24 protein-coding genes are annotated in these 23,782 nt (G+C 38.8%); 16 read left to right on the top strand and 8 right to left on the bottom strand.

Annotated features, from left to right (window positions below; genetic code table 11):
* Positions 1-98: 98 nt before the first annotated feature.
* Positions 99-641, bottom strand: coding sequence for a COP23 domain-containing protein (locus RS893_RS09285; protein WP_315790912.1), 543 nt, complete (start codon positions 639-641; stop codon positions 99-101).
* A 424-nt stretch (positions 642-1,065) separates the two neighbouring features.
* On the opposite strand from RS893_RS09285, the gene RS893_RS09280 reads away from it, so the two are divergent.
* From RS893_RS09280 to RS893_RS09220, 13 genes are all read left to right on the top strand, one after another.
* Entirely contained in the window at positions 1,066-1,281 is a 216-nt protein-coding gene (locus tag RS893_RS09280; RefSeq protein ID WP_315790911.1) for a DUF2945 domain-containing protein, read from the top strand.
* A gap of 10 nt (positions 1,282-1,291) precedes the next feature.
* Positions 1,292-1,600 carry a DUF3140 domain-containing protein gene (locus RS893_RS09275; protein WP_315790910.1) on the top strand — a complete coding sequence of 103 codons (309 nt, stop codon included), beginning with the start codon at positions 1,292-1,294 and terminating at the stop codon, positions 1,598-1,600.
* 609 nt (positions 1,601-2,209) lie between these two features.
* Positions 2,210-3,052 (top strand): YaaW family protein, encoded by an 843-nt coding sequence (locus RS893_RS09270; RefSeq protein WP_315790909.1) that lies wholly within the window; start codon positions 2,210-2,212, stop codon positions 3,050-3,052.
* Positions 3,053-3,151: 99 nt separating this feature from the next.
* On the top strand, positions 3,152-4,531 hold the full coding sequence (locus RS893_RS09265) for an O-antigen ligase family protein (RefSeq protein ID WP_315790908.1): 1,380 nt from the start codon (positions 3,152-3,154) through the stop codon (positions 4,529-4,531).
* A gap of 492 nt (positions 4,532-5,023) precedes the next feature.
* A complete protein-coding gene (locus RS893_RS09260; protein WP_315790907.1) occupies positions 5,024-6,721 on the top strand; it encodes a TM0106 family RecB-like putative nuclease in 1,698 nt (565 codons plus the stop codon).
* 44 nt (positions 6,722-6,765) lie between these two features.
* Complete coding sequence (locus RS893_RS09255) at positions 6,766-7,953, top strand: esterase-like activity of phytase family protein (RefSeq protein ID WP_315790906.1); 1,188 nt, start codon at positions 6,766-6,768, stop codon at positions 7,951-7,953.
* Between the two features lie 743 nt (positions 7,954-8,696).
* Positions 8,697-9,032 (top strand): cation:proton antiporter subunit C, encoded by a 336-nt coding sequence (locus RS893_RS09250; RefSeq protein ID WP_315790905.1) that lies wholly within the window; start codon positions 8,697-8,699, stop codon positions 9,030-9,032.
* Positions 9,029-10,456, top strand: coding sequence for a cation:proton antiporter (locus RS893_RS09245; RefSeq protein ID WP_315790904.1), 1,428 nt, complete (start codon positions 9,029-9,031; stop codon positions 10,454-10,456). Before RS893_RS09250 ends, RS893_RS09245 begins: the two co-directional genes overlap by 4 nt.
* 361 nt (positions 10,457-10,817) lie before the next feature.
* Positions 10,818-11,210, top strand: coding sequence for a Na+/H+ antiporter subunit E (locus RS893_RS09240; RefSeq protein WP_315790903.1), 393 nt, complete (start codon positions 10,818-10,820; stop codon positions 11,208-11,210).
* Positions 11,207-11,476: a hypothetical protein gene (locus RS893_RS09235; RefSeq protein WP_315790902.1), complete on the top strand. Its 270-nt coding sequence runs from the start codon at positions 11,207-11,209 to the stop codon at positions 11,474-11,476. Before RS893_RS09240 ends, RS893_RS09235 begins: the two co-directional genes overlap by 4 nt.
* 71 nt (positions 11,477-11,547) lie before the next feature.
* Positions 11,548-11,826 (top strand): monovalent cation/H(+) antiporter subunit G, encoded by a 279-nt coding sequence (locus RS893_RS09230; protein WP_315790901.1) that lies wholly within the window; start codon positions 11,548-11,550, stop codon positions 11,824-11,826.
* The gene (locus RS893_RS09225; RefSeq protein WP_315790900.1) at positions 11,819-12,403 is read left to right on the top strand and encodes a DUF4040 domain-containing protein; all 585 of its coding nucleotides are present in this window, start codon (positions 11,819-11,821) and stop codon (positions 12,401-12,403) included. Before RS893_RS09230 ends, RS893_RS09225 begins: the two co-directional genes overlap by 8 nt.
* Entirely contained in the window at positions 12,403-13,062 is a 660-nt protein-coding gene (locus tag RS893_RS09220; RefSeq protein ID WP_315790899.1) for a Na(+)/H(+) antiporter subunit B, read from the top strand. The genes RS893_RS09225 and RS893_RS09220 overlap by 1 nt, the downstream gene beginning before the upstream one ends.
* 62 nt (positions 13,063-13,124) lie before the next feature.
* On the opposite strand, the gene RS893_RS09215 is transcribed toward RS893_RS09220, so the two are convergent.
* From RS893_RS09215 to RS893_RS09205, 3 genes are all read right to left on the bottom strand, one after another.
* Entirely contained in the window at positions 13,125-13,799 is a 675-nt protein-coding gene (locus RS893_RS09215) for a response regulator transcription factor (RefSeq protein WP_315790898.1), read from the bottom strand.
* A 261-nt stretch (positions 13,800-14,060) separates the two neighbouring features.
* The gene (locus RS893_RS09210; protein ID WP_315790897.1) at positions 14,061-15,479 is read right to left on the bottom strand and encodes a sensor histidine kinase; all 1,419 of its coding nucleotides are present in this window, start codon (positions 15,477-15,479) and stop codon (positions 14,061-14,063) included.
* Between the two features lie 352 nt (positions 15,480-15,831).
* The gene (locus RS893_RS09205) at positions 15,832-16,359 is read right to left on the bottom strand and encodes a DM13 domain-containing protein (RefSeq protein WP_315790896.1); all 528 of its coding nucleotides are present in this window, start codon (positions 16,357-16,359) and stop codon (positions 15,832-15,834) included.
* 790 nt (positions 16,360-17,149) lie between these two features.
* Here RS893_RS09205 and RS893_RS09200 point away from each other — a divergent pair.
* The 3 genes from RS893_RS09200 (at position 17,150) to RS893_RS09190 (ending at position 21,390) form a co-directional block, all read left to right on the top strand.
* Complete coding sequence (locus RS893_RS09200) at positions 17,150-18,844, top strand: serine/threonine-protein kinase (RefSeq protein ID WP_315790895.1); 1,695 nt, start codon at positions 17,150-17,152, stop codon at positions 18,842-18,844.
* Between the two features lie 389 nt (positions 18,845-19,233).
* Positions 19,234-19,782 (top strand): COP23 domain-containing protein, encoded by a 549-nt coding sequence (locus RS893_RS09195; protein WP_315790894.1) that lies wholly within the window; start codon positions 19,234-19,236, stop codon positions 19,780-19,782.
* 3 nt (positions 19,783-19,785) lie between these two features.
* Positions 19,786-21,390: a tetratricopeptide repeat-containing S1 family peptidase gene (locus RS893_RS09190; protein WP_315790893.1), complete on the top strand. Its 1,605-nt coding sequence runs from the start codon at positions 19,786-19,788 to the stop codon at positions 21,388-21,390.
* 202 nt (positions 21,391-21,592) lie between these two features.
* Here the strand turns inward: RS893_RS09190 and RS893_RS09185 are convergent, their stop codons facing one another.
* The 4 genes from RS893_RS09185 to RS893_RS09170 all read right to left on the bottom strand — a co-directional run bounded on the left by RS893_RS09185 (position 21,593) and on the right by RS893_RS09170 (position 23,717).
* Positions 21,593-21,913, bottom strand: coding sequence for a type II toxin-antitoxin system RelE/ParE family toxin (locus RS893_RS09185; protein ID WP_315790892.1), 321 nt, complete (start codon positions 21,911-21,913; stop codon positions 21,593-21,595).
* Complete coding sequence (locus tag RS893_RS09180) at positions 21,913-22,167, bottom strand: ribbon-helix-helix domain-containing protein (RefSeq protein ID WP_315790891.1); 255 nt, start codon at positions 22,165-22,167, stop codon at positions 21,913-21,915. Before RS893_RS09180 ends, RS893_RS09185 begins: the two co-directional genes overlap by 1 nt.
* Positions 22,168-22,420: 253 nt before the next feature.
* Entirely contained in the window at positions 22,421-22,873 is a 453-nt protein-coding gene (gene aac(6') / locus RS893_RS09175) for an aminoglycoside 6'-N-acetyltransferase (protein ID WP_315790890.1), read from the bottom strand.
* Between the two features lie 556 nt (positions 22,874-23,429).
* A complete protein-coding gene (locus RS893_RS09170) occupies positions 23,430-23,717 on the bottom strand; it encodes a hypothetical protein (RefSeq protein ID WP_315790889.1) in 288 nt (95 codons plus the stop codon).
* Between the last annotated feature and the right edge of the window lie 65 nt (positions 23,718-23,782).

The following is a 23,782-nucleotide window of genomic DNA, read 5'->3' as shown; positions in this document are numbered from 1 at the left end:
ACTGTGAACCCAACATAAAAGGCTTTACCTCTGGGAAGCCCAGATAGCAAAGCCTTTATCACCACATTCATTACTGTAACCTAAGAACAGGTATAAACTTATGGTTCAGGCTTAACACTGTTGAGATACGTATCAAAATCAACATAAATTTGGGTATTATCACTATTTTGATTAAGTATTCTCCCCGCCGCTAAACCATTACGATCTAACAGCCTTTCCACAGCCTGTTTAGCATTAGTACCACGCTTGAGAGTAAATAATAGATTACTGTTATTGCAAATATCATATGTGGTGGCAGCAGCACATACAACAGGTTGTTTATTCAACGTACCAGAAATAATGGTTTTGAGAGTACCGTTATCATAGCTTCTTTGAAATCTATCCGATACTTCTCTACAGCGTTGTACAGGAGATAACTTAGAGGAGAAGTAATTGTTCGGAACCCAGCGAATCATTGGTATTTTCCTTCCATTGTTAGTCTTGGCAAATGTCGTCGGATAACCTTTGCTAACAGCACAAAAGAAGGTTGTACCACTGGCATAACTAGGCTGATAGGTAATTGCAGCTGTGGTAGATGCTGTCAGCAAAGCAATACCAGAAACTCTCGCAACTTTTGTCAATACGGAACTACTACTGCTCATAAAAAGTGCGTGAATAATTAAAAAGCGTAAATCCCACTGTTGTGGGGATATAAACAGCTACAACTTTTATTTGTAGCATTTCGGAATCATACTCAGATATATCAGTAAAAATAACATTATTTAAATGTGAAAATAGTTAAATATATTTATGCTGATTTTTATTTCATGAACAAGTAGCGAATTATACTTGTATTTTGTTGATTGCGATCGCGCCATCAACTTCATACCTTATAAACTGATGCCTTACAGTTGACAAATCCTCTGTAAATGCGATCGCTTACAGCAAACATACAAGACATTAGCCGAGAATATTTTATTGATTGCAATCTATATTGTTTCTTATTTTTCTATCAATAGACTGATTAATTGCTTTATATTTCTCAACATAATTAGTAAAAGTAAAAAATTAATAAGGGCATAATCTATGACTGAAGAATTTAAAAGAGGAGATAAAGTAAAGTGGAATACATCTCAAGGTGAAACTACTGGTGAAATTAAAAAGAAACTCACCTCATCCACAGAAATCAAAGGACATCACGTAGCAGCTTCTCAAGAGAATCCAGAATACTTAGTTGAAAGTGATAAAACAGGCAAACAAGCTGCTCATAAACCAGATGCCCTTGAGAAAATAAAGGAATAATGATAGTTTTATGACTAAAGATACAAAATCAATAATTGATGAGTTTCATAGCTCAGTAAATATGACAGTCAAAGAACTCCAATCTTGGCTGCAAACAGACGAATCTCAATCTGTTGGTCAAAAAGATGGAGACTCAGAGTCCATAGGACATAAATCAGGGAAAAAAATTGTTAAATTTTTAGAAAATAAAAAAGATAAATATAATGATGACGACATTTCGCATATGAAAAAAGTCATCAGTTACATCCATCGTCACTTAGCACAAAAACCCAATGGAGATGTGGAAAATACACATTGGCGTTACTCATTAATGAATTAGGGACATGATCCTTTAAAAGGTGAGAATAATTAGTGCCTGGTTACTCCTCATCACAACTAACAAACACCAGCCTCAAAACTATATTTATCCAAACCAGTGAGACGCTTCACAACCTAGTTGAACTGTTTCACATAAATGACGACTGATCCAATCAGATTTTTCTTGCATGATTGAATAAATACCTTGGTGAATCAAACTCTCTAAGTGTATTTGATATTCCAACAAACTACAAGGTAACTTGTAGTTTAGCCATTTAAGTAATATGGGTATGGGGTTGTAAGGGTATAGGAGGAGTTAAATTTTTATACCTTTGTTGTGGACAATTGCCCGTGGGGGTCTTGTACCAGATTACGAACCTCAAAAGCAGTCGCACTAGCAGTACACTACCCGCTACCCATGAATACAGACAAGTCAAATTCTCTTCCCTTATGCCCTCTGCCCTCTGCCTTATTTCTAAGTTAAGAGAGTAAGTCTAAATAGCCTCTAAATCAGCTTCTATGCATTGTGCAAGCTATTTTCGAGTACGATGTGCCTAATAATAAACAAATGACTGCCGAAAGCTAATAGTAGAATAAGGTACAGGATAAAGCTGCATGGGAGGCAGGGAAATTGGATGAACTGAGGGCGGCACTCGAACTTGCAACCGAAGATGAATTGCAAGACTTAACGGCAATTCTGTTTAGCCGTAAGTTCAATCCCCTAGATTATGTTCAGACACCTGAACCGATAGAAATACAAAGCCAAGGTCGTGAAGCTTGGCTAGACGCACTAGAGGAACGCTTTCGTTTTTTGGCAGCCGATGGTGTAACGGTATTGCGAGGACGTACAAACCAGGTAACATATCGGCAAGCGCTACTCCAGGTATGTAAGCATTTAAAAATTCCTTATTCTCATGATTTATCAACTATTGATTTAGAAGCAGAAGTGTTTTTACATCTGCTGGGGCGGGTGTGGAAAAAATTGCCGGAAAAAGAAAAACAAAAACTAACTGCACAAGTGCAGCGTCAGTTGGCAAAATCACAACTGAATGAACCGCTACCACTTTCGTTGCAGCGTGACCCCTTAGGGTTACTTTTAAAAGGAGGTAGCGCTTTAGCTGTCACCTCTGTGATCCAGCCATTGTTGCTGAAGCAAATTGCCCGTCAATTTGCGATACATTTTGCTACCTATCAAGTCACCAAACAAGCCGCACTTGAAGGTGGAGCTGCTGCTACAATGCAGTTTCAAAACTATGTCACTTTGCAGATGGCACGACGGGGTATGGCTGTAAGTGCAGCTCGTTATGGTGCTGTTAGGAGTGTATTTGCATTTTTAGGGCCGATGATGTGGGCTTGGTTTTTTGCGGATTTAGGATGGAGAACGATCGCTGTTAACTATGGTCGAATAATTCCAACTATCTTTGCTTTAGCTCAAATTCGGCTCACTCGTGCAGAATGTTGGGAAATAGCTTGACGAAATAGTCATTGGTCATTAGTTATTGGTCATTAGTTATTGATTATTGGAATATAAGAAACAACTGACAATAAACAATAGACAAATGACACATAACAGATGACTAATGACAAAGAACAAATGACCAAGTATAGATTACCTTTTTTACGTCATCCTGACCCTAAACTCCAATTTTTGTGGAATTCCGCCCAAGTAGGATTGCTAATCTTTCCATTAGTTCCATTGTGGGGAAGCGTGGTTTTGGGCATAGTATTGTTAGGAACATGGCTCATAAAATACCGCAGTATTATTCGTCAACCTCATAATTTAGGATTCACGCTTTTAAGTATATTACTCGTCATTAGTACTGTCTTTGCCTTTGATCAAAAGGAGGCAATTCTTGGTCTATCGAATTTCTTGCCATTCATTTTATTTTTTGCAGCTTTTAGTGTTTTAATTCAAACACCACAACAACTGCGACAGCTATCTTGGATTTTAGTGAGTACTTCTGTAGTGGTAGTCGTCATTGGCTTAGGACAATTGTTTTTTGGTTGGACTACACCACGATACTGGGAAAATATTTTTGGTTGGGCGATCGCATCAGGAGGAAACCCACCTGGTCGTATGGCTTCTACCTTCATGTACGCTAACACTTTGGCTGGTTACCTAGTAATAGTTTTTGTGCTGGGATTGGGTTTATGGTTAGAAGAGTATCAAAACTCAAAACTCAAAACTCAAAACACAAGATTCATTAATTATTCTCCCTTGCGTTTTTTTTCTCCCACTCTCTCACTACTTTTGCTTACCTTAATAGTAATTTTTGATTTTGTGGGATTAATTTTAACCAACTCACGCAATGCATGGGCGATCGCTATTTTTGCCTGTTTAATTTATGCACTTTATCAAGGTTGGCACTTTTTGGTAGCTGGTGTCACTGCCATAGCCACAACTATACTTTTAGCTGCTTTTGCTCCTCGACCGATCGCTGAATTATTTCGCAAATTAGTACCTGCTTACTTTTGGGCGCGGTTAAATGACCAAATGTATCCAGATAGACCAGTTGGTCTCCTCCGCAAAACTCAGTGGCAATTTGCCTGGACATTGACTCAGCAACGTCCTTGGACTGGTTGGGGTTTACGCAACTTTACCCAACTTTACCAAGCAAAAATGCATATTTGGTTGGGCCATCCCCACAACTTTTTTTTAATGCTATCTGCTGAAACTGGATTGCCCGCAACTTTTTTATTTTGCACTTTACTGGGCTGGATATTTATAGCAGGTATGCAACTGTTGCTAAATTCAAAAATTCTCAAAACCGAAGACAAATTAATATTTTTTAGTTATCAAGTAGTATTTGGAGTTTGGGTGTTATTTAATACAGCTGATGTTACTCTTTTTGATTTGCGACTAAATACGCTTTCGTGGTTAATAATCGCTGCTATTTCTGGCGTAGTTTATCGCTCTAGTCAGTACGATAAATTCATCGCCAAGCATATTTAGCGTAGTGAAAAACCTATTCTCGGCATTATCTACCTAAATCAATAGAAAGAAAACTTAAGTGAATACACAGGTGGCAATTAAATATTGAGTTAATAAAATTACTAATATCACGTCTGTGACTGTGAGTGTGGCTAATCACACATTAGTCACTGTTGCTGATTGTTGGGAAGGTGTAGGTACACCCTTTGCGGGTGTAATCCTGCAAGACGGGCATCTTTTGAAAGATGCCCTTTTCTATATTCAATAATTGATGAATAAAAATATTACATCTAATTGAGAATTTAAGAGAATGTCTAGAAATTTGTTGCTAATAGACTATTAGAACTGTAGTATTTTAGAATAAAATAAGGCTATACAAAAATTAACGCTATTTGGTAGTCTGCTAAAGTTAAATAATACAAAAGTGTAATACCAGGAGTAGAACAATCAAAACTGGTAGCTTCAGTCCCAAAACCCCAAGCTTCTCAGCCTTTGGGAGTTACAATATATTAAATGTTGATTAATGCTGAACTACTACTGCAATACCATCGCTGTAAGCGCCGACCTTATCTAGATATCCACGGTGACTTCAGGGAAACAGATGGTGCAAATGACTTGCTCCTAAAGTTGCAGCGAGACAAAATTGCATACCAAAAGACAATCCTCGCACAGTGGAACTCTTGCCAACCTAATTATCCCCAAGGAGACTGGTACAGAGGGAAAACTGCAACTGTGGAACTAATGCAGCAGGGCGTAGAGTGTATTTATCATGGTGTGCTGTTAACTCAGTACTCTGATATCCAGTTGCACTCATATGGGGTAACAAATACAGAAAATATTACAGAAGCAGAAAATTTATCAGCAACATCCCCTGTATCTTCATGTCTTCGTTTCCCTGCGTCTTCTTCCCTCGTTTCTGCTAATTTAGAAACATATACTCTCTTAAGTCGTCCAGATTTACTCATAAAAAAACCGGGACAATCTTGCTTTGGAGATTGGATGTATGTTCCGGTGAATATTGAACTAGGAAAACGTCCCAAGCTGGAGTATCAAACTGTAGCAGCATTTCATGCTCAAGTTTTGGCGGTGGTGCAGCAAGCAGAACCAGAAACGCCTTGGCTAATTTTACGTGGCAAAGAGACCAGATATCCAGTAGATTTGATGAAAGCGATGCCACAAATGCATCGGATGCTGTGGGAGTTAATTCAAACTCTGGAAAGACAACAAGCACCAGAAGTATTTATTAGTCGGCAAAAATGCAACCTTTGCCATTGGTATAGTAGTTGTTATGCGATCGCTCAATTTCAAAAACACCTCTCTTTACTACCAGGTATCACACCTGTTCGCTACACTCAGCTACAAGCACTAAATATCACCACATTAGAATCTTTAGCACAAACAAATCCTACATTCCTGGAAAATCTACCTGGTTTTGATAGCGAAGTCGCTTGTAAAATTGTCGTTCAAGCTCAAGCCGTATTAGAAAATCGTCCACTCATCCTACCTTGCCAAGACGAAATTTTCACATCAAGCGAAGATGATGTAACTACAAATGGAACTATGGTAGTCAGTGGTATTTACCCAAAACTGAATACACTGCTACTTTCTCCACAGCAAATAAATCATCTGAGTGTTAATAATTTGCCTCCAGACATATCATTTACAGCGCCGATTGAGTTTTATTTTGACATTGAAGCCCAACCAGATCTGAATTTGGATTACTTATTGGGGGTTTTGCTTGTTGACAGACAAACCAATACAGAACAGTTTTATTCTTTTTTAGCAGAAAAGCCAGAAGACGAAGAATTAATCTGGCAGCAATTTTTGAATTTAGTGTGGCAGTATCCTGATGCGCCAATTTATCATTTTTGCGTGTACGAATCTGATACGGTCAAACGACTGGCTAAACTTTACCGTACTCCCCACGCTGTTGTCCAGCCTATATTGAATCGGTTTGTAGATGTATATGAAAAATTAACTCAAAGTGTAGCATTGCCAGTAGAAAGTTACGCCTTAAAAGCGATCGCACGTTGGTTGGGGTTTGAGTGGCGCAATCCAGAAGCAAGTGGCGCTAAGTGTATATACTGGTATGATCAGTGGTTAAGAACAGGCGATCGCACCTTACTAGAAAAAATTCAATCTTACAACGAAGATGACTGCCGCGCTACACGCAGTGTCAAAGACTGGTTTGTCAACTTTTTGGTGAACTGAGCATGATATCGTGTTGTTGACTTTTATGTTAACAACGCTTACCCATGCACTTATTCAGAAAAATTCTGAAATTTACCCAAATTATTTTATTTTTTTTGCCAATTTTTGTTATCAGTTTATTCTTTAGTAATTTCAGCTCATCTGCTGTTGAAATTGCAGATATAAAATTTATTGGTTCTGCTACTTTACCCAAAGGTTTTTTATTTCAAAAAACAGAAGTAGGAGGATTATCTGGCATCACCTATAATGCCAAAAATGATCTGTATTATGCTATATCTGATGACCGTAGCAATAAAGCGCCTGCTCGTTTTTACACTTTCAAGATAGATCTGAGCAAAGGTTCACTTCAAGACAGTGGCGTTACTACTGTTGCTGTCACTCCACTAGTCAATGAAACTGGTAAAACATTTGCTGCTGGTAGTATTGATGCAGAAGGAATAGCCTTAACTAGCAAGTCAACAGTATTCATTTCTTCTGAAGGTGATGCGAATCAATTCATAAATCCTTTTATCAAAGAGTTCTCTTTGTCTTCCGGTCAAGCGTTAACAACACTATCCATACCAAAGAAATTTTTACCAGATAAAAATGGAAAACAAGGTATCCGTAACAACTTAGCTTTTGAAAGTCTCACCATTACACCCAACGAGAACAATTTATTTACAGTCACTGAGAATGCTCTCATTCAAGATGGTTCAGAAGCGAAGCCAAATACTAGTAGTCCATGTCGAATTTTGCAATATAATCTATTTACTAATCAACCAGAAAAAGAATTTCTTTATCTTACTGAACCGATAGCACCATTTTTTAATATATCTCGCAAATTTGCTAGCGGCATACCTGATTTAATTGCTATTGACAATCAAGGACATTTTCTGAGTTTAGAACGGTCTTTTACTGGCTTGGGATTTTATATTGCACTGTTTCAAGTTTCTTTGACAGGAGCTTCGGATATTCATAATGTTGAAAGTATTTTGACATTAGATACCAAAAATATCAAACCAGTCCAGAAAAAGCTACTTTTTGATTTAAGAAAGCTTGATGTATTTTTAGATAATATCGAAGGTTTAACTCTTGGCCCCAAATTACCAAATGGACAGCGCTCATTAATCCTTGTCAGCGACAATAATTTTAATTCTCTGCAACGTACCCAATTTTTAGCTTTTGAACTCAAGATAGAGTCACCACTAATTCGGTTATTACGTCGTCTGAGAAATCTTAATTTCCAACGCTAACATAACATAACTGATGCCTGTTTTATTTGTAAATGGCTATTTGCCACGTATTACATAGCTATTTTCGTTTGGATAGATGCAATACGCTTGAACCCCACCCCCAACCCCTAAGCGCAAGCGCTTAGGGGAACAAAAGCGCAGCTTTAGTGGGGTTTCGATTGTACTTCACACAACTGAGAACTGCTATAGTTCCAGAAACGAGTCATACCGTTTTGCTATAAATCGATCTGATGGGGCGACAAGGAAGAAGATTTCGATCAAGAATTTTATGAAATGGTATCAAGACTTGATTGGTAAGCTATTTTATATTTAACTGACTTAATATATAGATTTTTATCAATGCATTTCTATTGAAAATTTAGATGGAACTTTGCCAATAAGAGGTACAAAGTTAAGCGAAAATACTTATTAGAAGTGGCTTTTGCATCAGACTCAACAAGGAGTAGCGTCAATTGAAACACGCATTTGTATTAGCAATACCAAAATGCTTGGAGTCATGGTGTGGTCGGGTTGACGAAATTTCTAGTTGGCAAACCCAGGATCAAGTGTTCTGTCCATATCAAAAGAAGGTGTTGGGAGAAAGTCAACGAACAGACCACAGTTCCAAAAAACCTTATCTAGATAAAATCGTACAACTATAGCCAACAGACTTGTTAATTCTTAAGGAATTATCAAAGTCCTATAGAAATAGTTTATTTTTCCCCATAACATTACGGTCAACCCTTATCCAACAGGCAATTCCCGTGTTAGAAGCATGTATATTTGCAACAATATTGTGCGGATTTTTCGGCATCATCTTTAAAAAAAATCTTGTTATGAAGATCATCTCTATGGATGTCATGAGTACGGGGGTTATTGCCTATTACGTGCTGATAGCATCACGAGATGGCTTGTTCACACCTATTTTTTCAGACGTCAAAAATGTCGCTTACTCCGATCCGGTTCCCCAGGCGGTCATCTTAACGGCGATTGTGATCGGCTTTTCGATTCAAGCCTTAATGCTGGTCGGTGTCATGAAGTTGGCACGGGATAATCCCACATTAGAAAGCAACGAAATCGAGAAGAATAATACGCCATGAGTACCTTTACAATCGCCTGGATTGGACTGCCGTTTTTTATGGGGTTCATTATTTATCTACTCCCCACACTGGATCGCTACCTCGCACTGGGCATAGCCCTTGTTTCAGGCGGATATGCCTTGCAGCTATTTGCTGATCGCTCACCACTGACACTGCAATTACTGGATAATTTCGGCGTCACATTAGTGATCGATCAATTGAGTGGCTACTTCATATTGACAAATGCCTTGGTAACGGTGGCGGTCATTCTCTACTGTTGGCACAGCGATAAGACAGCTTTTTTTTATGCCCAGACAATCATTTTGCACGGCAGCATCAATGCCGCGTTTGTCTGTGCGGATTTTATGAGTTTATATGTGGCGTTAGAGGTGAGCGGGATTGCCGCGTTTCTCTTGATAGCCTATCCTCGCAGCGATCGCTCAATTTGGGTGGCTTTACGCTATCTGTTTATCAGCAACGTGGCAATGCTGTTTTATCTAGTTGGTGCCGTGCTGGCATATAAAGCAAATCATTCGTTTAGTTTTGCCAGTTTGCGCGGCGCACCTCCCGAAGCCCTTGCTCTAATTTTTTTGGGACTGTTGGTCAAGGGAGGAATCTTTGTCTCGGGATTGTGGCTACCCTTAACCCATTCCGAAGCGGAAACACCCGTGTCGGCCATGCTGTCGGGAATTGTGGTCAAAGCTGGTGTCTATCCGTTGGTGCGTTGTGCGCTGATGGTAGATGAGGTTGATCCGATAGTCAGGTTCTTTGGAGTTGGAACGGCGCTGCTGGGAGTGTTCTATGCCGTCTTTGAAAAAGATACCAAGCGGATGTTGGCGTTTCACACGGTTTCGCAGTTGGGCTTTATCCTTGCTGCACCGAAAGTCGGTGGCTTTTATGCGCTGACACACGGGCTGGTCAAATCGGCGCTTTTTCTGACCGCCGGAGCTTTACCTAGTCGCAACTTCAAGGAGTTGCAACAGAAGCCGATTCATACTGGGGTCTGGATTGCCTTAGTCATTGCCAGTTTCTCGATCTCAGGCTTTCCCATGTTGTCTGGCTTTGGGGCCAAGATTTTGACAACAAAGAATTTACTTCCTTGGCAAGCGATCGCTATGAACGTTGCGGCCCTGGGAACAGCAATATCATTTGCCAAATTCATCTTTCTACCGCGTGGCGGACAAGGGGAAGTACAACCCGGTTTCTGGCCAGCAGTTGTTCTATTGATTGGTGGTCTGTTTGTGGCCAATGTCGTGTATTTCGAGGCGTATACCGTCGCGAATATCATCAAACCTCTTGCGATTATCGGCGTTGGCTGGGTGGCATATTTTTTGATTTTTCAACGGTCAGTACTCAAGCTACCGCGTGTACTTGAGCAATTCGAGCATCTGATCGGGATGATGAGTTTGATGTTGATCCTGTTGTTCTGGATGGTGTTTGCTTGACACTCCCACAGGGCTAAAGCCGATGGGATTCTTTAACAGGCTAACCTCTAGGGCGGCATCAATTGCCCCTACTCCCTCCGGCAGTGCATAAACTTACCATTGGGTCTACTTTTGTATGCTTGTTGCTTCACTCACTCAATTGTTTTTACTTGTAGGGGCTGGAACTAGAGTGCATTGCACTGATTCAACCGTTTCAGTTAAAAACCTTTTAACTAGAACGTCCCGCTACGGGGAATTTCACCCACTTAATTAAGGTCATTGTGGCTACTTCTGTTATATCATTGACGGCACGCAACTGTGCCGAGTCGTGTTTTCTCCAATACCTGAAGGATATAGGTTTCAACACCACCCGTGAGATTTTATGATTGGGTATTTGAATCTGATATTGCGATTGATCATCTGGTTTCTGCTCACCGCTAATCTGAGTGTGGCAAATATCATTATTGGCGTCAGTATCGCACTCCTATTGCCGGGGGGTCCCAAAGCCCCAGGAAGATTGAAGGATTGGCTACGGGCATTGGGTGAGGTGATCGTGGCAATTCCACAGGCCTACATAGAGGCTTTTGAAATCATCCTTCGTCCCCATACCCAAGAAGATGTCACTCTAGAACGAGTAAAACTAGGACGGACGCCCGGGCTCATATTTTTGGATATATTTCTGATCACTTTTACGCCAAAGACTGTTGTCTTGAAATACCACGAAGATGGCTGGTATGAAGTACACCGAGTTCGACGGAGGAAGAAAAAAGCATGAATAATCTGAACTTGGTACTGATTGCAATGATTCTGGCTTTGCTCATCCCCTTCTATGAGGCATGGAAGGATGATAATGTCTGGCAGAAGATGTTGGCATTTTCCAGTATCGCGACTAAGACCTCAGTCATGATTTTGGTAGTATCTGTCTTGCGCGATGATTGGATGATCGGTGTTGTCGGGGTAATTATCTTGAGTGTGGGGAATGCCGCATTAATGCTGCTAGCACATGTAATTAAAAGAATGAATGATGTACCAAATGAGTGAGATAAGTACTTAAGCAGAATTAATTACACACATGATTTTCTTGTTCCCTGTTAAATTTTATCCAGCTACTTATGATCAACCTGTTTAGCTATATCTGCATCGGGGTCGGAATCGTCTTCTGGTTTTGGGGAACCTCTCACCTGCTCGGCAAGCGATCAGTATTATTCAAGCTGCATAGTCTTTCAGTGGCGGATACCCTGGGATCAATGAGCATTATCTTTGGGTTGCTTCTGAAGATACCCAGTGAATGGCCGTTACTTATTCTCGCCATTATCTCTTTGGCAATCTGGAATACGATGCTGGGGTATGTGTTGGCATACTGTTCTAGTAGCGGAGGTCGCAATGACTGATAGTTATATCTACATCATTATCGCCCTGCTGCCTTTGGCTGCATCTATGCTGGTACTTCAGGTCAATCCATACCATGCCTTAGTCATCCGTGGCATCCTGGGAGCAGTGGCGGCATTGGTATATGCAGTTTTGGGAGCGCCGGATGTTGCTTTGACTGAAGCATTGGTGGGTACTATGCTCGCGATTACTCTCTACGCGATAACGGTGCGTTCCTCATTGGTAATGCGTCTAGGCGTGATTAGAGACGAGTCAGCAGAGGCAGATGAAGATCACCATTTTGGGCAACTGATGGATGAGTTACGAAAAATTTTTGGCAAACGCCATATGCGCCTTGAATTAGTAACCTACACAAATACGCAGGCTTTGCACCGAGCGCTGCTGGAAAAAGAAGTCCATGCGACTTGTAGTCAAGCAGAATACAGCGATCAAAAAGGTGCAGTACCTGGGGATGAACAGAGATCATATCACACCGCAACCAGGGTTCAACGCATCTATGACATCATACAAAACGAAATTTCATTACCAGGGACAACCCTAACCTATGTAATTACACCAGAGTTAGAGGAGAAGCATTGATGAAATGGGTATATATTGTCGCGGGGATAGCACTGTACGTAAAAATGCTCGTCATTCCCAACCCAGCACCGGACTTGTCGATCTCTATTGTTGAGTCGGTTGTAAGAGATAGTGGAGTACCAAATGCAGTTTCAGGTATCATTTTTAGGAATCGTCTGTACGACACTATTTTTGAAGTAGTGGTATTTACAATTGCGATCTTGGGTGCCAGTTTTCTGTTGGCGAATGAAAGACCGTCCTGTACGATTTATCAGTTCACAGATCAACCATCAATTGTACTGGCACGCCTGGGAGCGACAATTGCCGCGTTGGTGGGTATCGAACTGGCAATTCGGGGACATTTGAGTCCTGGTGGTGGTTTTGCGGCCGGGGTAGCGGGGGGAACAGCGATCGGGTTAGTGGCGATTACTTCATCATCGCAGTGGATGCAGGCGATCTACAAGCGCTGGCACGCTGCTACATGGGAGAAGGTTTCGATTCTAATTTTCATTGTACTAGCGGTGATAACTTTGGCTGGATTAGAATTACCGCACGGAGAATTGGGCGCCCTTGTTAGTGGCGGGGCTATCCCCATACTTAATATTCTGGTGGCAGTAAAAGTCGCCTTGGGATCATGGGCGGTTATTTTGGTTTTTATTCGTTATCGAGGATTGTTGTGAAATTTGCCATCCGTGGGTACATGATGAACTCAACTGCGATCGCTCTTCAGCAATGTACGATTTTACTCCCGCAATGCATAACCCACACCGCGCACTGTATGAATTAAACGCTTCTCGTTATTTTCCTCCAACTTGAGCCGTAGATAACGAATATAAACCTCAATAATATTAGAATCACCCATAAAGTCGTAACCCCAAACTTTTTCTAAAATTTGATCTCTAGTAAAAACTTGACGGGGATATGAAAGGAGATATTCTAGTAAGTCAAATTCTTTTGCTGTTAATTCAATTGCTCGTTTACCTCGAAGTACTTCACGAGTGCGCCGATTTAAACTTAAGTCTGCAAACTGCAACAAGTCTTCATCTGTTTCTTGGCTGCGGCGGAGATGGGCGCGGATTCTGGCTAGCAGTTCTTCAATACTGAAAGGCTTAACTACATAATCATCGGCTCCTGCATCTAATCCTGCTACGCGATCGCTGACTTCATCTTTTGCTGTCAACAAAATTACTGGTATTGTAATGCCTGTTGCTCGCAGACGGCGACAAATTTCTAAACCAGACAGTCCTGGTAACATCCAATCTAGAACTGCTAAATCAGGCGATGACTCTCGTGCTAAAGTTAGCCCAGTGATGCCATCATGGGCTATACTCACTTTGTAGCCTTCGCTACTCAGTTCTAATTCAATAAATCGCGCTAGTTTGACTTCATCTTCAACCAAAAGGATATGTGCTGTCATCTGATTTTAGATTTTAGATTTTGGATTAACCCCACAGCTATCTCTGGAGGCTTGTACTCTGTCCAGAATTATTGGTCATCTGATTTTAGATTTTGGATTTTGTTGCTTGATCTCCACAAATAAATGTAATTTTGTCCAACCACTTATATCATGTCCGACTAATTACTTATGATATAAAGCTTGGGCATTGGACATTGTAAATTCATCAGTATCTTAATTACCAATTACCAATTACTTTGTATCCCTGTCTGCTGCGACTAACTATATAGGTAAAGTGATTGTAAAAGTACTTCCTTCTCCTAATTTTGATTGTACGCTCACACTACCCCCCATACCCTCTACAAGTGTTTTGACAATCGATAAACCCAAACCACAACCCCCACTTGCATGAGACCGAGATTCATCTACACGATAAAATCTCTCAAAAATACGGGCTTGGTGTTGTAAAGGAATGCCATAACCCTTGTCGTAAACTTGAATAATAGCTTTGTCCTGAATTTGATTCAACTTCAAAGTTATAGGTGTACCAGCTTCAGAATACTTCACAGCATTATCAATTAAATTCAGTAATACTTGTTTGAGACGACTGTAATCTGCTTTTACTTCAATTGGATATTTGATTGAGTCGATTGTAATTACGCGATCGCTATATTTGTCTGCCATCATCACGGCTTCTTCAACTAAGTCATTCAGAACATAAGATTTCATCTGAAACTGCAAATACCCACTATCTGCTCGTGCTAAATCAAGTAAATCCTGTAGCAGACGAATGGTACGTTCAGCTTCCGATGCAGCAGTTTCTAAAGCTTCTTGTTGAGTTGGAGTTAAGTTATTTTGTCTTCGCAAGACGCTTTGCAAATAACCATGTACAATCGTTAAAGGTGTACGTAACTCATGAGAAACATTACTTACAAATTCTCGCTCTTGCTCCCATGATTGGGAAAGGCGTGATAATAGCATAGTTAAAGTTTGAGCTAATTCTTTGACTTCGCTTGGTGCATTATCAAGATATAACTGTGCTTTGCCTAAATCTTCTGCGGAAATGACAGCAGTCATTTGACTTAGCTGACGCAGAGGTTGCAGGGAATGCTTAATATAAAGTGCGATCGCAATTATTAGTACAATAATTGCCAAAATACTAGTAATACTTAAACTTTGTACCATTACCACAAACATTGTTTGTTCGCGAGTAATATCCTTAACTACAAATAACTCACCTAGTAACTTACCCTGCACTTCTACAGACCCACCACATAAAACAAAGTAACTTTGATTAACTTTGTAAACTTGTGATTGAATTGACATATTAGTTAAAGACATCAACTCATCTACCATAAAATTAGGCAATAAATCTAATGTGGTAGATTTTACCAGTATTTTATTATCAGGGCTTTTTAACCATAAGAATGTATTAGTATCCGCCAGATTATTAATAGCCTTTTGCAAACCGATTTCAGGTTGCATCATTTCACTATAAATTTGCACATCTTGTGGGAAACGCTTAGCTATTTGTTCTATATTATTTTTATGACTATCAATTAAAATTTGCTGCATTTTCCAACTAGTCCATGTAGCGAGGCTACCTAATACCAAAGCTGAAAATGTAGTAATGCCAATCGTTAGGCGTAAATGTAATGAAAATGGGTCTATAATTGTCCAAATTTTTTTGATTTGCTTCACTGTTTTGATTAGATTTTAAGTGTCAAGTAAGACTTTAATAATCAACTAAGACTATTAAATATAACTTTACTGTTAACTGCTACATTTTTTAGTTATAGTTGATTTGAATTGTTATCACTTTTTATTAATGAATGAAAATGCCTAAATACAGTATTTTTTAGATTCATGAAATTAATAAAACTCTTAAACAAATGCTATCTGCAAGTTAAAAAAACCTAGATTCGTATCAATTTATTCCTAAACAATTACATTGATACTACATATTATTCGCATTCTCTAAGTGAGATTAGGAAGCCTCACACGTAGTTTTAGGAAGTGTGAGGTACTTCACTAAGTTGTTAGTTAATCTTGACTAATTTAAATTGGCAGTACCAAAAGTAGCATTAAACTTGCGGCACCAGATAGCGACAGATTTATAGTCTACTAAATTGATATTGCTAGGAATGGAATATATTTGAGTGCCACTATATTTTTGTAAGGGAGCAATGATAATGTAGTCTCCTTCTTTTAAAGGATAGGATGGTGATTTAGTTGAATTAAGTACGTTATCTAAACGATGTAAAATTACTACTAAATCTGGCCCTGATTCAGATGTCTTAAACGACTGATCAAGTTCTAGAAACAATTTACCGTCTTTGTTTGTAATACGGACTGTTCCTTGAGTAGTATGTTCTCCAGAAATAAAGGTACCTGACTTGGTAACAGTTGACTGTTGAGATTGTGCTAATTGAACTAGGGACTCCGCCTGAGTTGAAGACATAGGAACAGATGTATTTACAGCCATAAGACTTTTATTAGACTGATTGTTTTTTATTTCTCGAACACAGCTAACTATAGCAACAGAAGACAAACTCAATATTAATAAATGTTTTAATTTCATAAGTCAAATACCTCAATGCATTAATTAGATATACTGCTTTCAGTTTGAACTTTAAAATAATTATGACTTGAATAATTAGTCTAAAAATTATGGCTATATAAGAGTTAATAGCTATAAAACTGATATTTTGTTTAAAAACTTCTTATAAATTTCTCAGCAAAATTTAAATTTTCAGTCTCTGAGGAAGTTAGCTGTTATCTGTCTTGAAAGCCAGAAGACAGATGGCAGCTATGTGTAAAAGAAACTTTCCAAACTTTATTGTGAACTCTGCTATGGAATTGCACTAGCAGCCACACGTTAGGTGACACAGGTTACGTATAGGAGACTCACCAACCCCTAAAACTACTTATTTCTTGCCTTCTGCATTCCGCAGTCTACCCAAAGTTGGTAGAAGAGATGATAAAACTCTAGCTAAATTCCCGTGAGAACTCAAAATTTTCGCTCTTCCTGTTGTAGCAATCGGCGTAGAGTTTGAAAAGGGAAACACATAGACAAGCAACTACTAACCACTAAAAAATCAGTGTAACTACTTATTTAATTCCGAATATTCTTAACTAATCCTTCAGTTTCAGTGTAATTTCTCATACTTGTCAATTCATAAATATGTTAAACCAGTTTAACAGGCGTTTACATATTTTTACTGGGATGAATTTGTCAAACTTTTATAATCACTTGCATTGATTTTAATAGTAAATAAATAAGGTTTAAAAATGTTGATTCTTTTTGACCATAAAATTATATATTAAATTGGTTTTTCCAATATTAATAATACTAGAAAATAATTTATTTTATGTTGCAACAAAAAATTCATCATCAAGTTACACAAAAAACAGAATTAGATGCTTATATTGGTAAATTTCTCAATAATCGTTATCTGATTAGAGATTTAATTGGCAAAGGTGGAATGGGTAGAGTCTACCTAGCAGAAGATGTTGCAAAAGGAGGTATGGCAGTTGCAGTTAAGATTTTGTCAATGAATTTAGCTAATCAACAACTTTCTCAACGCTTTGCTAGAGAAATTTTTATTGGCGCTCAATTAGGACGCAAAAGTACACATATCGTTCGAGTATTGAGTTATGGTGTCACTGAGGACAAAATTCCTTATTATGTCATGGAGTATCTACAAGGAAAAAATCTTAAACAAATTCTGAAGAATGAGACTTTTAAAATACCAAATTTCTTAGAAATTTGTCATCAAATTTGTTTGGGTTTACAGTGCGCTCATCAGGGTGTTAGTATTAAAGGAGAAATTTTCCCAGTTATTCACCGAGATATTAAACCAGAAAATATCTTTCTTATCGAAGATGATAGTAAGGATAAAATTGTCAAAATTTTAGATTTTGGTATTGCCAAATTTTTAACTGAGCGTGCTGGAATTACACTAGCTGAGTCTTTTATTGGCAGTTTACCTTATTGTTCTCCAGAACATATGGAAGGACGTAAACTCTTAGATGTGCGTTCAGATATTTACAGTTTAGGAGTGTTGATGTTTGAAATGCTAACAGGCAAACATCCATTCCAAATTAAAAGCAATTCTTTTGGTGAGTGGTATCAAGCTCATCGCTTTGAAATGCCCCCTATATTTGAAGATATAGCACCTCAGATATCTATACCCAAAGAGCTAAAAAAATTAGTGATGAGTTGCTTAGCTAAAGAAGTAAGCGATCGCCCTCAAAATATTAGTCAGATATTAGTAGTATTAGAACAGTTAGAGCGTAAATATAATAATCTGATCATTGAGAACAATAAAAATGTTCAAAGTCAAGAACTAGTACATTTAATACCTATTACCTCATTATCAGAAAAATTTTGTTTACAGAAAACTTGGCCGAAAAACCAACCAATAGCTCCAATTTGTTTTTCACATTTATTGCCTACACAACAAGGAAGCGTACCTACTTTTTGGGCGATGTTATCTAAAAAAGAAATAAATAAATTTATGGATAAAAATAATTATACAGAATTTATTTTTCAAAAAAATATATATCCTATTGTTTTGTGGATAACGGTTTTATCAGATGCTCAAGTTCAACTGACACGCTGGTTATCTTGCTTTTTAGATTTAAAAGATACTAAAGGACAAAAACTAGTACAAAGTTTAGCAAATACTGGCTACTACCATTTACTCTTTTTCGCATTGGAAGAGCCGACAGCTTGTGTTAATGTCATCACCTTAACTCTGAGTGTATCTCAGCGTCAGCAACTATTATATTGGTTGAATTCTAGTCAAAAACTAAATACAATATCTTCTCTTAATGAAAGTAAAACAATCTTGAAAACAGAATACGAAAAAATTAAACCTGATATTTTGCAAAAGATTGTAAGCAAGCAAAAAAAAGTGAATTTTAGCATTAAATATTGGTTAGTTAATTTATTTGATAATATCTTAAGCTTATTTTTACAATATTCTTTTATGGAAGAAGGTAGAAGTACGAAAAAAGGCACAACTAAAAGACAATTAGCGAGAGATTCAAATTCTAACTAATCGTAAGCGATCGCCTTCCTGTAGGATGTAGCGCTTGTCCTAGAGTAGGGTAAACCAGGCTTATCTTAATTGATAACTTGCACCAGTATAAAATACTGCTAAGGATTAAAATCCAAAAGCTAATAGAACGAACTTATCTTTAGATGACTCAATAAAAAGATTAGTCTACTTTAGTAAACTTCAGCTATTAGCCCCAAATTTATTTGAGGGCGGGATGTTGTGCAGCCTTGATATTACTGTAAAATGTGAGCCTAAGGCTTTATTTTCATATAGACACACTAATTTTACTACTATATCTAAGGCATAATCTGAAATGCTGCCATTTGAGGTTGTAGCTTATTGTATTCCTGCAAAAGTGTGGTTTACCCTATTTTACTTAGTTTGCATTTATGAAACTGGAGATATCTGATCAACCTTTGACATGGAATGTAAGGGTTTTCGGTATAGCTGCACTGACTACATTTGCGACAACAGCTATCCTCAATCAACCAAGCTACGCTGGAGACACAACTTTTTACTGTGGTCAAAGCAATGGTGTACCGACAACATTTGTTCGTACCCAAAATGGCAAGAGGCTACCAGTGATTCGTTGGGTTTCCCAGTATTTTAGTAGTAAAGGTTTAACACCTCAGCAACGCTGTCAGCAGGTATCTGACAGATTTCAAAGAAGTTATGATAACGGTACGCTGAGATATATCAAAGCAGGTACTCTCAACAAACAGCCTGTTGTGTGTGCCGTTATTCAAAAAAATGCTGCTTGTACAGATACGACTTTATTATTCACTCTCAAACCAGGTAGTAATCCTGACGCTACTTTACGCCAAATAATGGATCGCCGTGCCTTGGCTGCTGGAAACACCACAAATCAAAGTGGGGGCGACACAAGCAACGATCCAGTGAATATTGATGTGGAAGCGTATCTGTATTTCGGAAAATAAATCATGAAATTTTATTACAAAATAGCACCAGCGCTAATTGGAGTCACAATTGCTCTTGTGCAAACGCAAGTGGCTGTAGCGCTATCATCAACTGAAGTTAATAAAATTGCCAAACAAATCACCGTATTAATTGAAAGTAAAAAGCCAAAGTACGGTTCTGGAGTAATTCTTAAAAAAGAGGGTAATACATATACCGTCCTCACAGCTGCTCATGTGGTAGATGTCAAAGATAATTATGAAATTACTACCCCTGATGGCAAAAGTTATGCAGTTAACTACAACAGTGTAAAGCTACTGCCAAATGATGTAGACCTAGCCATAGTCCAGTTTACTAGCCCTCAAAATTACACTGTGGCAAAAATTGGCAACTCTGATGCTAGCACAGAAGGGACAATTGCTTATGTCGCTGGATTTCCTGCACCGACTTATGCGATTAATCAGTCAATTTATACTTTCAGTGATGGGAAAATTACTGCTAATGCCTCAAAACCATTACGTGATGGGTATGCGTTAGTTTATAGCAATGATACGTTAGATGGGATGAGCGGTGGTGCAGTATTGAATGAAAAGGGTGAACTAATCGGAGTTCACGGTAGAGCAGATTTAGATACTAAAGCAATCAAAACAGGTTTTAATTTAGGCATTCCCATTAATACCTTTTTGCGACTGTCAGCAAAAGCTGGGATTGATGTGGGAGTCCCTGTTCCTAATGCTCCTGTTGCTACAGCACCCAAAGCTGATGATTTCTTGATTCAGGCTAGGGATAAGTATAACAAGGGAGATTATAAAGGGGCGATCGCTGATCTCAACCAAGCCATCAAAATTAATCCCAAATATGCCCAAGCCTACATTGGACGGGGTATAGCCCGCAACCTATTGAGAGACAATCAAGGAGCAATTGCTGATTTCAACACTGCCATCAAAATTAATCCTAACGATGCCTATGCCTATGGCAGTCGGGGTAATGCCCGTCGCCAATTGGGAGACTTGCAAGGGGCTATAGCTGATTTCAACACTGCCATCAAAATTAATCCCAACTTAGTTGATGTCTACGGCTTGCGGGGTTCCACCCGTAGTAAATTGGGAGATAAGCAAGGTGCGATCGCTGACTACAACTTAGCTCTCAAAATTAATCCTAACTATGCTTTAGCCTATTATAGTCGGGGTATAGCCCGCTTTGATTTAGGAGACAAGCAAGGTGCGATCGCTGACTACAACTTAGCCCTCAAAATTGATCCTAACTATGCTGATGCCTACAACAACCGGGGTATAGCCCGCAGTGATTTAGGAGACAAGCAAGGAGCAATTGCTGATTTTAACTCTGCTCTCAAAATTAATCCTAACGATGCCTATGCCTATTATAGTCGGGGTAATGCCCCTGTCCAATTGGGAGACAATCAAGGAGCGATCGCTGATTTTAACTCTGCTCTCAAAATTAATCCCAACTTAGCCATAGCCTATAGCACTCGGGGTATAGCCCGTGTTCAATTGGGAGACAAGCAAGGTGGAATTGCGGATTTACAGAAAGCGGCTGATCTTTTTCGACAACAAGGAAACACACAATGGTACCAAAAAACGCTGGAGGTGATTAGATACTATCAGCAGTAAACAGGTGAAAAATGAGGAAGTAGAGAGATTAGCTTTCACATAAAAAGTAGGTTCAAGTTTGCAACGAGAAACTCCAACTTCAGAACTTGAAACTCGACGAAAAACAAGATCCCCGACTTTTTGAAAAAGTCGAGGATCTGTTATTTTTGGGATGGAATTTGTAATCGCTATTCATATCCATAAAAAAGCGATCGCCTACACACTACAGTTCTTGTTCCAAAATTCTCTCAATATCTCTTCCAGCATAGAGAACTCGCAAAATTTGGATGTTTTCGTCTTGTTGAAAGTAAAAAATTAGATACTTTTTGAAATCCTTAACAGCCCACTTACGCAAGCCTTGTAAACGAGGGTTCTGCACTTTATACAATCTACCCATTCCAGGCATTCTTGCTAACTCTGCAAAAGTTTCTCTAACAGCATCAAAAAAATGGAGTGCAGCATCAGGGTTTTCTTGGGCAATGTAAGCAAAATGCTCATCTATATCTAAACTTGCTTTGGGTGTGATGATTATCCACTTTGTCATTATTGTCCCTGACGCAGCTTATTCATCAGGTGTGTACGTTTTTGTTCCCACCATTCATCAGTAACTTCTATTGCTTCTCCACTCTCAAGTCCTTCGATTAAAAGTTCCTCTGTATATTCTTGAGCCTTGCGTTGTTGATCTTGATTGATTAACTCTATAAGGTATTCACTGATTGAACCATAGCCACCTTTTGTAACTTGTTCCTCAACAAAGGTTTTCATTGAGTCAGACAAGAAAATATTTATATTGGTCATAAGCAAGCCAAAATTCAAAATAGTTCGGTGGGGACGCTCCCGTTTAATCTTGATTCATATTCTAATTCTTTCTATGAAGAGGATCGCAATAGAATAGACAGATCAGAAGATATGGCGATCGCTATTCACATACATAAAAAAGCGATCGCATCCTTGCAAATAAAATCTATACTGTTACCAGGTCAAAATATGAGTTGCACCTTTGGCTTTGATGGTAGCAACAAGGTAAAGATCATCATTTGCAATAGGAGTATCACTCAGAAGAAGGTATTTGCTTGATAAAGGTTACAATTCGTTCCACTTCTTGAAACCCTACTTTTGTATGAAACTCGTAACTTGCTTTATTTTCCAGTAAAGCATCTGAAGCAAGTTCCCCACATCCATGTTCCAGTGCCCACTTTTGGGCATACTGGATTAAGGATTTACCCACACCTTGTTTTCGATATTCATCTTTCACATAAATCCCTTCCACATATGCAACAGGACTCTGAGTAGCACCAGGAACATACTCATAGCGCAAAGAAAGATTCATAAATCCCATCGCTGTTCCATCATCAGTTCTGATGAGAAATCCATCTTCACGAGGAGATTGGAGAATATTTGTCAGACTTGCCTGCATTTGTTCGACTGATTCAGTTGACCATAATTGTAAAGCTAGATCTAGCCACTCATTAAAGTTATCCTGGGTAACTTTGACAATTTTCACGTCTGTTCCACAAAAACCTCAGTCCATCTTCAGTCTACCTTCGTTGGTGAATTTTTCTAAGGCTTTTAGGCCGCGATCGCCCCACCAAGTGCAAGAAAATTTAATCACAAGTTAAACTTTTAATGTTATTTTTTTAAACGAAAGCACGGTCCAAACCCAAGATATCCAAGGTAGCCCCTCAAAGCCATTTTGCAAAAGTTATTTTTTTAAACGAACACCGATGCACACGGATGTAGACGCCCGTAAGGGCGGCTTCCCACAGGGTACACAGATAAATTCTTTTTTTGACCAATACGAAAAGCGCCTGCGTACCTTCGCGTTCCTTTTGCGTCCCTGGTGCGTTTAAAACCTTACTTAGCAATCAGTTGCGATCGCAAATCACATTACAATTCCAAAATTTTAAAGTTAAAAGGATGAGCATATAGCCCACCCTTTTGTAAAAAAATGTAAAACTTTATATGAAAACAGATAAGGAACCATGAATTCACAATAGACGTCATAAAAACAGGTGCTTTCAGTTTGAATGCTCTTCTACACAAAACTAGCCGAACTGAAACTAGATTGTTGCATGTAAACGTCTGGGCATACCTAAAGATATAACGCGTGGGTCTGCTTCTAATCTATGTAAATCTGTTTCTGTGACTGTTGCCGTGAATAGCTTAGGTGATATTTGGGCGCGGAGGTTAACAAAATTTGGTATATAACCATCCTCAGCCACTTTTACTGTGACTGCGATTGGCTCGTCGGGACTTTCATTTTGTCGCACCCAGTCTACTGTATTCGGTTCTATTTTTTTAAGTTTGTTGCCTGAGCATTTAATCAAGCGTAAGTGCTTTTTATTCATTTCCTGAAAACCAAATCGTCCATTATAACATTACAGGAAAATTTAGTTAAAATATGCCTGGAATC

It is taken from the genome of Fischerella sp. JS2 (genome assembly GCF_032393985.1).
Classification (GTDB): domain Bacteria; phylum Cyanobacteriota; class Cyanobacteriia; order Cyanobacteriales; family Nostocaceae; genus Fischerella.
This window is presented reverse-complemented; position numbering and strand designations above follow the sequence as displayed.

Excerpts from the sequence above, each read along its gene's own strand:
- RS893_RS09285 (WP_315790912.1), bottom strand. The coding sequence starts at position 641 with ATGAGCAGTAGTAGTTCCGTATTGACAAAAGTTGCGAGAGTTTCTGGT.
- RS893_RS09280 (WP_315790911.1), top strand. The coding sequence starts at position 1,066 with ATGACTGAAGAATTTAAAAGAGGAGATAAAGTAAAGTGGAATACATCT.
- RS893_RS09275 (WP_315790910.1), top strand. The coding sequence starts at position 1,292 with ATGACTAAAGATACAAAATCAATAATTGATGAGTTTCATAGCTCAGTA.
- RS893_RS09265 (WP_315790908.1), top strand. The coding sequence starts at position 3,152 with ATGACTAATGACAAAGAACAAATGACCAAGTATAGATTACCTTTTTTA.
- RS893_RS09260 (WP_315790907.1), top strand. The coding sequence starts at position 5,024 with ATGTTGATTAATGCTGAACTACTACTGCAATACCATCGCTGTAAGCGC.
- RS893_RS09255 (WP_315790906.1), top strand. The coding sequence starts at position 6,766 with ATGCACTTATTCAGAAAAATTCTGAAATTTACCCAAATTATTTTATTT.
- RS893_RS09245 (WP_315790904.1), top strand. The coding sequence starts at position 9,029 with ATGAGTACCTTTACAATCGCCTGGATTGGACTGCCGTTTTTTATGGGG.
- RS893_RS09240 (WP_315790903.1), top strand. The coding sequence starts at position 10,818 with ATGATTGGGTATTTGAATCTGATATTGCGATTGATCATCTGGTTTCTG.
- RS893_RS09235 (WP_315790902.1), top strand. The coding sequence starts at position 11,207 with ATGAATAATCTGAACTTGGTACTGATTGCAATGATTCTGGCTTTGCTC.
- RS893_RS09230 (WP_315790901.1), top strand. The coding sequence starts at position 11,548 with ATGATCAACCTGTTTAGCTATATCTGCATCGGGGTCGGAATCGTCTTC.
- RS893_RS09225 (WP_315790900.1), top strand. The coding sequence starts at position 11,819 with ATGACTGATAGTTATATCTACATCATTATCGCCCTGCTGCCTTTGGCT.
- RS893_RS09220 (WP_315790899.1), top strand. The coding sequence starts at position 12,403 with ATGAAATGGGTATATATTGTCGCGGGGATAGCACTGTACGTAAAAATG.
- RS893_RS09215 (WP_315790898.1), bottom strand. The coding sequence starts at position 13,799 with ATGACAGCACATATCCTTTTGGTTGAAGATGAAGTCAAACTAGCGCGA.
- RS893_RS09205 (WP_315790896.1), bottom strand. The coding sequence starts at position 16,359 with ATGAAATTAAAACATTTATTAATATTGAGTTTGTCTTCTGTTGCTATA.
- RS893_RS09200 (WP_315790895.1), top strand. The coding sequence starts at position 17,150 with ATGTTGCAACAAAAAATTCATCATCAAGTTACACAAAAAACAGAATTA.
- RS893_RS09195 (WP_315790894.1), top strand. The coding sequence starts at position 19,234 with ATGAAACTGGAGATATCTGATCAACCTTTGACATGGAATGTAAGGGTT.
- RS893_RS09190 (WP_315790893.1), top strand. The coding sequence starts at position 19,786 with ATGAAATTTTATTACAAAATAGCACCAGCGCTAATTGGAGTCACAATT.
- RS893_RS09185 (WP_315790892.1), bottom strand. The coding sequence starts at position 21,913 with ATGACAAAGTGGATAATCATCACACCCAAAGCAAGTTTAGATATAGAT.
- RS893_RS09180 (WP_315790891.1), bottom strand. The coding sequence starts at position 22,167 with ATGACCAATATAAATATTTTCTTGTCTGACTCAATGAAAACCTTTGTT.
- RS893_RS09170 (WP_315790889.1), bottom strand. The coding sequence starts at position 23,717 with ATGAATAAAAAGCACTTACGCTTGATTAAATGCTCAGGCAACAAACTT.